Origin of the sequence: Microcoleus sp. PH2017_35_SFW_U_B (genome assembly GCF_020737865.1) — a bacterium.
In the GTDB taxonomy this organism is placed as follows: domain Bacteria; phylum Cyanobacteriota; class Cyanobacteriia; order Cyanobacteriales; family Microcoleaceae; genus Microcoleus.
Window position 1 is genome coordinate 1 of sequence record NZ_JAEQDE010000152.1, and the last position, 7,642, is coordinate 7,642.

A 7,642-nucleotide genomic window follows, 5' to 3' on the forward strand; every position below is an offset into this window, starting at 1 on the left:
TTGCTGATTATTGGATATTTAATTTAGTAGATATTCAATTGGAAATGCACAGCGAACCTTATCAGAAACAAAGAGGTGGTTTCGATTATCGAGTAAAACAAGTGGTTTTGCCAAATGAGGTTGTGGTAATTCCAGGTTTCCCAGAGTTGTCTCTCGATTTGTCTGCGGTATTTCCGGCGCAGATGGGTGAGTAGAAAAGATTGTAAAAGTCCTGTTAATCAAATTTCAGGACGGGCTAGAAGCCCATCCCACAATTTTTTTTCTTGTGGGATGGGCTTCTAGCCCGTCCGAATTATTTTTGTAATTCAGGTCTAGTAAAGATGCTACTGCGATCGCCCGAATTGATGGTATAATCCAAAAGTGCGATGGCTAAGCCCCGGCTTGTGCCTACGAACTACTCAGCAAAATACCACTATGCCCGCTGAAAATCTCACCTCGCCAGGCCAAAATATCCAGTTATCGGGTATCAGTTGGCAAACCTACGAAACCTTGCTCGCCGAATACATTGACCGGCCACTGCGGCTGAAATACAATGGTGGCAATCTAGAGATTCTGGAACCTTCACCAGAACACCAATTTTACAAAACAATAATCGGCAGATTTGTGGAAACCCTGGCTGAAGAATTCGGACTGAACATTGCAGCCGTCGGTTCCACAACTTTTAAGCGTCCAGAACTCAGCAGTGCAGAACCAAATGAATGTTTTTACATCCAGAATTTATCTGCAATTAAAGGAATAAAAAGAATTGACACGAAGGAAAGTCCGCCACCTGATTTAGTAGTGGAACTCGATCTCACGAGTTACTCGGAAAATAGCTTGCAAGTTTATGCTGATGTCGGCGTGCCGGAAGTTTGGATTTATAACGGCGAACGCCTGATTATCAATAGATTAGAAAATAGAGCATACGTTTCGTGCGATCGCAGTTTAGCATTTCCCACTGTACATATTTTAGAAATTGTCGGTTTTTTGCAACAGGCGGAAACAATGGATTATTTAGAATTAGTTCAAGCATTTCGGAATTGGGTAAAAAACCAAATACTACCAACCAATTAAGCTAAGGTGCATTATAGGTGTCGCAAACCAACGATAAATTATCACAGATAAAAATTCGATCAATAGTTTGGCTCAATAGTGATAAAATAAAATAAAGCACTCGTCAAAATCTCCATCACAGTCTGGCAGAGCCAGCACTTCTACCGATATGCGATCGCTAGAGTCTCACAACAAATACCCAGATTGCTTGTGGATGCAACTAGAAGCAATTCCAGTGCCATCAGTTGCAGCCCAAACCCAGCAGCTTGACATTCACTTGAGCCTCAATTTTAACGAGCATTGGGAACCGCTGCTGGGCGGCCGCGTTAAATTTGGTCTGCAAGGCGGAACGCTCAAACTAAATCTGGAAAACTGCGAAATTCCGGTAGCATCGCGTCAATTAGTGGGTGATTTTGAGCTGTCGCCCATCGACAGCAGTACAGAGATTTTGTCAACCGAAAGTCAGCGGAAAGTCCGAGACAACGAGAAGGTGGAAAAAATCCAGGAAACTGACTGCACGTTTTGTCATGTTTCCACAATCGGCGACGATACAAAACCCGCTTGGATTTTTTCATTAAAACGGGGAAAACCAATATTAAAAGGTTTGCTAAAAAGTGTTAAACTGGGAGAATTTCCCGCCAAACCATTGCGGATTGCAGCGGCTTTTGAAGTTGCGAAAGAAGATATTTATCTCACAGATGCGGAGGGTTTGTGGCCGCACGATATTACGCCAAATCAACATTCGGTTTTAGAAAGAATCCTGACTGTATATTTAGCAAATAAGCTCCAACCGGCTCTCAGTTGGGCGCTATTGTCTTACAATTTGCCTGCGGTGGAACAGCCTGAGGTGGAAATTATCGCGCCAGCCGAAGCCGAGTTGCAGGAAATGGTCGATCGCATTATAGCTGCTGAAACCGATGATTTTGTAGAACTGGCAACAATCGCCAATCTCAATCCCGCACTGGATTTCGCGGGCGGTAGCTTGCGCGGGACGAGTTTAAGTGCAGTGGATTTTAGTAGTGCAAATCTCCCGGCGGCAAATTTCCGGGGTGCAAACTTAAACGATGCCGATTTCAGCGACGCCAACCTGCAAAACGCTAAATTCGGCGGTGCAGATTTGAGTGGCGCTTTCCTCGGAAATGCAGATTTGAGCGGTGCAGATTTGTACCGCGCCAGTCTGGCTTTAGCAAACCTCAGCGGTGCCGATTTTAGTCGCGCAAATCTGCTCGAAGTTAACCTAACAAATGCTAATTTCAGCGGTGCGAATGTCAAGTCAGCGAGGTTTGGGAATAACTCGGGACTTGCGGAAGATGTCAAGCTAAATTTACAGCAGCGGGGAGCAATTTTTGAGGATGTTTAGCCCGTAAATGCCAGATCCCGTTCATCCATCCGCATCCATCGTGGCACGGGCCCAAAAGCCTGTGCGATAGATCGGTTCAAAAAATATCGCTCGCGTTTCTTAAACTTTTTGTGGCTTTGGCTAATAAATTTACAATTCTGCTGTAGAGCTATTGAGCGATCGCCTGACTCGATTCAATCTTTGCAGGCGAAGCTGTTCTGCCAGTAGCGTATTAATTTCTCCTAATTCTAAATTGACTTCTTGAACCTCCATACGAGTTCGGCGGAGGTTAGCTAGCAAACGTTTAGATGTTTCTGGATCGGGGATGCGCGGTTGTTTATTCATGGCAAGTTGTATTCCATCTTAACTTCTTCAATACTACGCTCCAGTGCCGGAATCCTTGCTTGGGTTCGTGCTATAGCTCGTTCTAGTAATTGTAGCATATCACCAGAGGCAACAGGTTGAGCTTGGGCAATTTGAAGCTGGATAGTAGATAGTTGAGAGTAGGAAGATTCAGCATCATCGGCTGCACTTTTCATTTCATCTAGTGCCGCAATCGTTGCCTCGGTCTCTCCAAATAGTTCAAAAATGGTTAATTCCAAGGCAGAAGCTTCATTAACAATATCTAAAGCCTGCTGTTTTAATTGATTTATAATTTCAGTAGTTCTTGATGGTAAATTAGCCATATTTACACCCCTAAAATTAAGTTATTGCCATAAAAATTTAACATACCATAGTGTAATCGATCAACATCCGAAGCAGTTCACAATCATACCGAAATCCCTTTCATCCATCAGCGTCCATCGTGGCACGAACCCAAAAGCCCGTGTTCCCGAATCGGTTCAAAAAAGAGCGTGAAGCGAAGCTATCTTCCCGCAAGGGTTCGGTGAAGGGTAGGGAATCGCCCTCAAAAAGAGCGATGGCTACGCCCGGGCCCCGGCCTACGCACTTCACCAAAACAAATTATCCCTCATCCTCCGATTTCACAGGAGCACGCCCAGAAATCACAATAAATCCTACCGACTCAAGAGTTAGGTGCGGGTGGCGAATTCCCGCTAAAACCGCTTGACTCAACAAACTTTCGGTACTAATTTCATCAGCCAAAACTGATTCTAAAAGCTGTTCCGATTTAGAAAGTCGATTCAAACGTAATTGCAATTGATTCACCCGATTTTTGAGTTGAATTGCAGCACTGGTAGCAGAATTATTGCACATTTCGACAAAAGCCTCGCGCCCGCGCAGCAATTCCTCCGATACCACCCGCCCCTTCTGACAAAAATCATCCCAATCCAGGGAATCTACAAAATTGTCAATCAGCGACGTGCGATTTTTAGACAAATTGTAATCCCGATTTGGGCCGCCTTTCCCCTTATAACCGCGCTGCAAGATTGCCAAAACTTCCGCCTCTTCTACCAGAGACATTTGTTCGCTGCGAGCATCTACATACACAGTTTCAAAAATTGGCAAAAACAGAGCATCAGCGCGCCGTTGCAAAGCTTTTAAATTGTAATTTTCGATGTTTTGTGCTTGCAAAACTTGAGCAGCAGGCTGCACATCAGTTTGAATTGAATAATTAAACTGAAAGCCGAACCATTCCTTCCCCTCCGCAGCATCCCAACTTTCATCGTGACGCCACATCGCAAAAGCTTGACCCCGATCGTCCCAGCGAACATAGGCGCCCAGTGCATCAATTAATCCCTCGCCAGTTCGATAAAGAACGACATCGGTATTTTGATGAGCAATACGCCGATTGTAACTACCGTATTGCTGACAATAGGGAACTAATTGAGTTGTCAAATCCTTGGAGGGAATTAAGGTTTTTTGAGTAGGTTGATAGCGCACCAAACCAGAGATACTGGGATGTTCGACTTGTTTGAAATGGAGGGCTTGACACAACCAACCTTCCGCCGCCCGCTGCATTTCTTTATGGCGTGCGTCGCAGTTGTCGAGGGATTCAAAATACTGAGATGCGCTGTCATCAAGAATATCAATTTCATCGAGGGCGTATTGTTCATCGATTTTGATTTTCTCTTGTTCGATTTCAGTTTTAATCGATTCAAGTTCGCTTGATAGGCCTTTTGCTCCTTCAGTAAACAACTTTTCTTCAAGTGTAATCAGTTTGGTTTCGGCATAAAACTGAAGGCTGGCGATCGATTTGTTGAAGATATCAAACCCGTTTTTTAAGACTTGAAACCAAGCTTCGTGGGGGCTATCGGGCATATCCGGGCCTGCAAACAAACAAAATTGCACTCCCATTTTGCTACCAATGCGATCGACTCTGCTGAGTCTTTGTTCTAGCTGGTTGGGAAACCACGGTAAATCGAAGTGGACTAACCAATCTATAAATTGTAGGTTGACGCCTGTTTCTGCCGATCGATCGCACACCAAGACAAAACAATGCGGTTCAGTCTTAAACCGATGGAGATTCGCCTCCACATCATCCGCTGATTTGGTCATGTCATGACTGGCGATCGCCTTTTTACCAAAGATTTTAGCTAAATTTTCCGCAATCTCTTGACAAGTCGTCGTAAAACTGGTGAAGATCGCAATTTTCGGGAAACGTTCGCCCGGAATCGGCCGTTTAATTTGCTGTTGAATTCTGGAGAGCAAATCGCGAGGATTGCTGTGATATTCGCGCGGAACCTTCAATGCAACTGCGAGAAATCGCAAAATAGCGATTCGTAACAAACCCAGTCGATCGAACCCTTCCTCGACCTTTGACACAGTGTTGAGCAAGGTTTCCAGCAGTTCCCTTTCTTCGGAAAACAGCGCAGTTCTGGTCAAAATTGCGGTGTCGCTTTGTCCAAATTCGCGATCGAGCTCTGGACTAGATTTTTTCTGCAAGCGAGCTTTGATAACCCGTTCCAAAACATTCAACCAAGTACCGGAAGCGCGGAAAAACAGCAGAAAAATTCTCTGATATTCGCTAGATTTGGGAGCAGCAGCGCGCCATTTATCGAGTACAGTTTGAATTTCAGACCACTGTTCGTCATTCAGATCGTACTCGGCTTTAGGTACTGTATCGCGATCGAAAATCACATCTTCCACCGCATCCCGGCGGTTGCGGAGAATGCGGCGGTGCAGGCGGTAGGTATCTCTAACGTGGGTGCGAATAGTTCGGATCAGGCGAGATTTTTCTTCGGTTTCTTTGGTTTTTAGGCTTTTTTCTAATTCCTTTGCCAATGCGATTAAATAATCATCTTTAGCAAAAAGAGTGCGAAGTTGAGCAAGTTTTGTTTGCAAAACAGCAGGCTGTGTTGTCTCTCGGAAATCGAGTAAAGTTCGACCAATTTCTTGACGGTTCTGCACCTGTGCTTTGAAACTTTGTAAATCGTCAACACGGTAGGTTGTGGGGTCTAGCAAGTGCAGCATCGTGAGAAAATCTTGCTCGCGGCCGATGACTGGCGTTGCAGATAATAACAATAAATTTTTGCTTTTATGAGCTAGTTTCTGGCAGAGTTCAAAGGATTGTTGTTGATTGCGATCGCTCGAATTAGCCATGGCTGCGAGTTCTTGCGCTTCATCAACAATCAAAAAATCTAGGTTAGCATTGCGGCTAATTTGATTGATTTCGCTCAAAGAAACAAGCTGCACTCGATCGGCAAAATGAGACAAATAGAATTTATTTTCTAACTCTTGCCGCCACTGTTCGAGCAGGTATTTGGGAACGATTACCACAGCGCGCCCGTTAGCATCGTCTAGCAAGAATTGGCGGAGAATTGTTCCCGCTTCTACTGTTTTCCCCAGTCCAGCTTCATCTGCCAACAAATAGCGCACGATTGGGTCTTCTAGGACGCGCCGCACGACTTCAACTTGGTGCGGGTACAGGTCTATGTTAGCAGAAATTAAGCCCGTCATGCCGCGACTGACGGCGCGCTGTTCGATCGCAGATTGGACAAAAGCCAAACGGCGATCGTGAAAATAGGGAGTTTCTTGGCCTTTAACTGCTAAAATGTCGATCGGATCGGCGATCGGGATATTGCAGCGAACGTAAAGCTCGGCTTCGACAGCTTGCAAACTTTGGCTGTCGGGGAGGTCAATTTCGTACTCTAGTTTATCTTCATCCCAGTCATAAACTCGGCCAATTATCCACCTTTCCTGACTTGTACTCCAGAGGTAGCAGCGGGTTTGACGCTGAAGTCGGGCTTCTTGTAGCAAACTGAGGGGTACAGTTTTGCGGATGCGGTTTTTTACTGAGCAAAAATATTCAACTATGGCATCGGGGTGGGATACCTCGACAACTTTTCCGATTCCCATATCGTTTTTGGGCGATCGAACTAATGAACCAACATCAATCATAATTTTAGCCTGACAATATCTGTTAGAATACACTAACGCCTGAGGGAATAGAATAACATTACATATGAGATTTATTGCATAAATTTTTGATGGATAGGTAAACCGCAGATATCCGGCAGATTAACACAGATAAACGCAGATAATTTTAAGAATTGATAACAAATGAAAGCAATCTTATCTGTTGATTGAATATAATTACGATCGCCCAAAAATAACGGTGGGATTCCCCGATTCCCATTTGGGGTATTTCTGCATCACACTGGCGTAAATTTCCGAGTCGGTGAAGGCTGTCAACCAAGCTTGTAGGGGAATCCAAGGCTGTTCCTCGAACCAAATTTTATCGGTATGGGCGAATTGACGGACAAAAGGTGCGATCGCCATATCAGCCAATGCTACATTATTACCAAACAAATATTTATTCTTGATTAACTTAGCATTGAGTTTCCCCAGATATAAAGCACATTCATCGCGATGTGCTTGAGCATCAACACCAGCATAACGCTCAGGGTATTTATAACGGTCAAGATGATATTTAAACCCATAATCAAATTGAGAGATAAGTTCCAGCATTTCTGCAACAGAACCTTCCTTTGGCCTCAACCATTTTTCAGGATCGTGTTGTTCCAACGCCCACAACATGATATCGATACTTTGATCGAGTACGCGCCCGTCAACATCAATCAATATCGGTACTGTACCTTTCGGAGATACGTCTAACATTTCTTGTGGTTTGTCTCGCAAAACAACTTCCCGCAACTCACACGCGCGATTGCTAATCATCAGCGCTAAACGTGCGCGCATAGCATAGGGACAACGGCGGAATGAATATAAAATTGGATATATTGGTGACATATAGTCATTGGGCATTGGGCATTTCTTGGTACGTAGTTGCGATGCAAGCGCTCTTGGGGCTCAAGCCCAACAACATACCTTTCTTGGTACGTAGTTGCGCTTCAGCGCTCTTGGGGCTCA

Annotated in this window: 6 protein-coding genes and 1 pseudogene; 3 read left to right on the plus strand and 4 right to left on the minus strand. The window is 44.6% G+C overall.

What is annotated here, in order from left to right; all coding sequences use genetic code 11:
- From JGK36_RS31675 to JGK36_RS31685, 3 genes and pseudogenes are all read left to right on the plus strand, one after another.
- Positions 1-194 (plus strand): annotated as a pseudogene (locus tag JGK36_RS31675) (Uma2 family endonuclease); the annotation flags it as partial.
- Positions 195-414: 220 nt separating this feature from the next.
- Positions 415-1,053, plus strand: a complete 639-nt coding sequence (locus JGK36_RS31680) for a Uma2 family endonuclease (RefSeq protein ID WP_293199141.1) — start codon at positions 415-417, stop codon at positions 1,051-1,053.
- Positions 1,054-1,201: 148 nt separating this feature from the next.
- Positions 1,202-2,392, plus strand: coding sequence for a pentapeptide repeat-containing protein (locus JGK36_RS31685; RefSeq protein ID WP_293190919.1), 1,191 nt, complete (start codon positions 1,202-1,204; stop codon positions 2,390-2,392).
- A gap of 129 nt (positions 2,393-2,521) precedes the next feature.
- Here the strand turns inward: JGK36_RS31685 and JGK36_RS31690 are convergent, their stop codons facing one another.
- From JGK36_RS31690 to JGK36_RS31705, 4 genes are all read right to left on the minus strand, one after another.
- Complete coding sequence (locus JGK36_RS31690) at positions 2,522-2,716, minus strand: hypothetical protein (protein ID WP_293179877.1); 195 nt, start codon at positions 2,714-2,716, stop codon at positions 2,522-2,524.
- Positions 2,713-3,057 (minus strand): hypothetical protein, encoded by a 345-nt coding sequence (locus JGK36_RS31695; protein WP_293190921.1) that lies wholly within the window; start codon positions 3,055-3,057, stop codon positions 2,713-2,715. Before JGK36_RS31695 ends, JGK36_RS31690 begins: the two co-directional genes overlap by 4 nt.
- Before the next feature lie 277 nt (positions 3,058-3,334).
- Complete coding sequence (gene dpdE, locus JGK36_RS31700; protein WP_293199143.1) at positions 3,335-6,670, minus strand: protein DpdE; 3,336 nt, start codon at positions 6,668-6,670, stop codon at positions 3,335-3,337.
- A gap of 195 nt (positions 6,671-6,865) precedes the next feature.
- A complete protein-coding gene (locus tag JGK36_RS31705) occupies positions 6,866-7,537 on the minus strand; it encodes a glutathione S-transferase (RefSeq protein ID WP_293190925.1) in 672 nt (223 codons plus the stop codon).
- Between the last annotated feature and the right edge of the window lie 105 nt (positions 7,538-7,642).

Bases quoted from the DNA above. Each gene is read 5' to 3' on its own strand.
- JGK36_RS31685 (WP_293190919.1), top strand. From the start codon at position 1,202: ATGCGATCGCTAGAGTCTCACAACAAATACCCAGATTGCTTGTGGATG.
- JGK36_RS31705 (WP_293190925.1), bottom strand. From the start codon at position 7,537: ATGCCCAATGACTATATGTCACCAATATATCCAATTTTATATTCATTC.
- JGK36_RS31695 (WP_293190921.1), bottom strand. From the start codon at position 3,057: ATGGCTAATTTACCATCAAGAACTACTGAAATTATAAATCAATTAAAA.
- dpdE (WP_293199143.1), bottom strand. From the start codon at position 6,670: ATGATTGATGTTGGTTCATTAGTTCGATCGCCCAAAAACGATATGGGA.
- JGK36_RS31680 (WP_293199141.1), top strand. From the start codon at position 415: ATGCCCGCTGAAAATCTCACCTCGCCAGGCCAAAATATCCAGTTATCG.
- JGK36_RS31690 (WP_293179877.1), bottom strand. From the start codon at position 2,716: ATGAATAAACAACCGCGCATCCCCGATCCAGAAACATCTAAACGTTTG.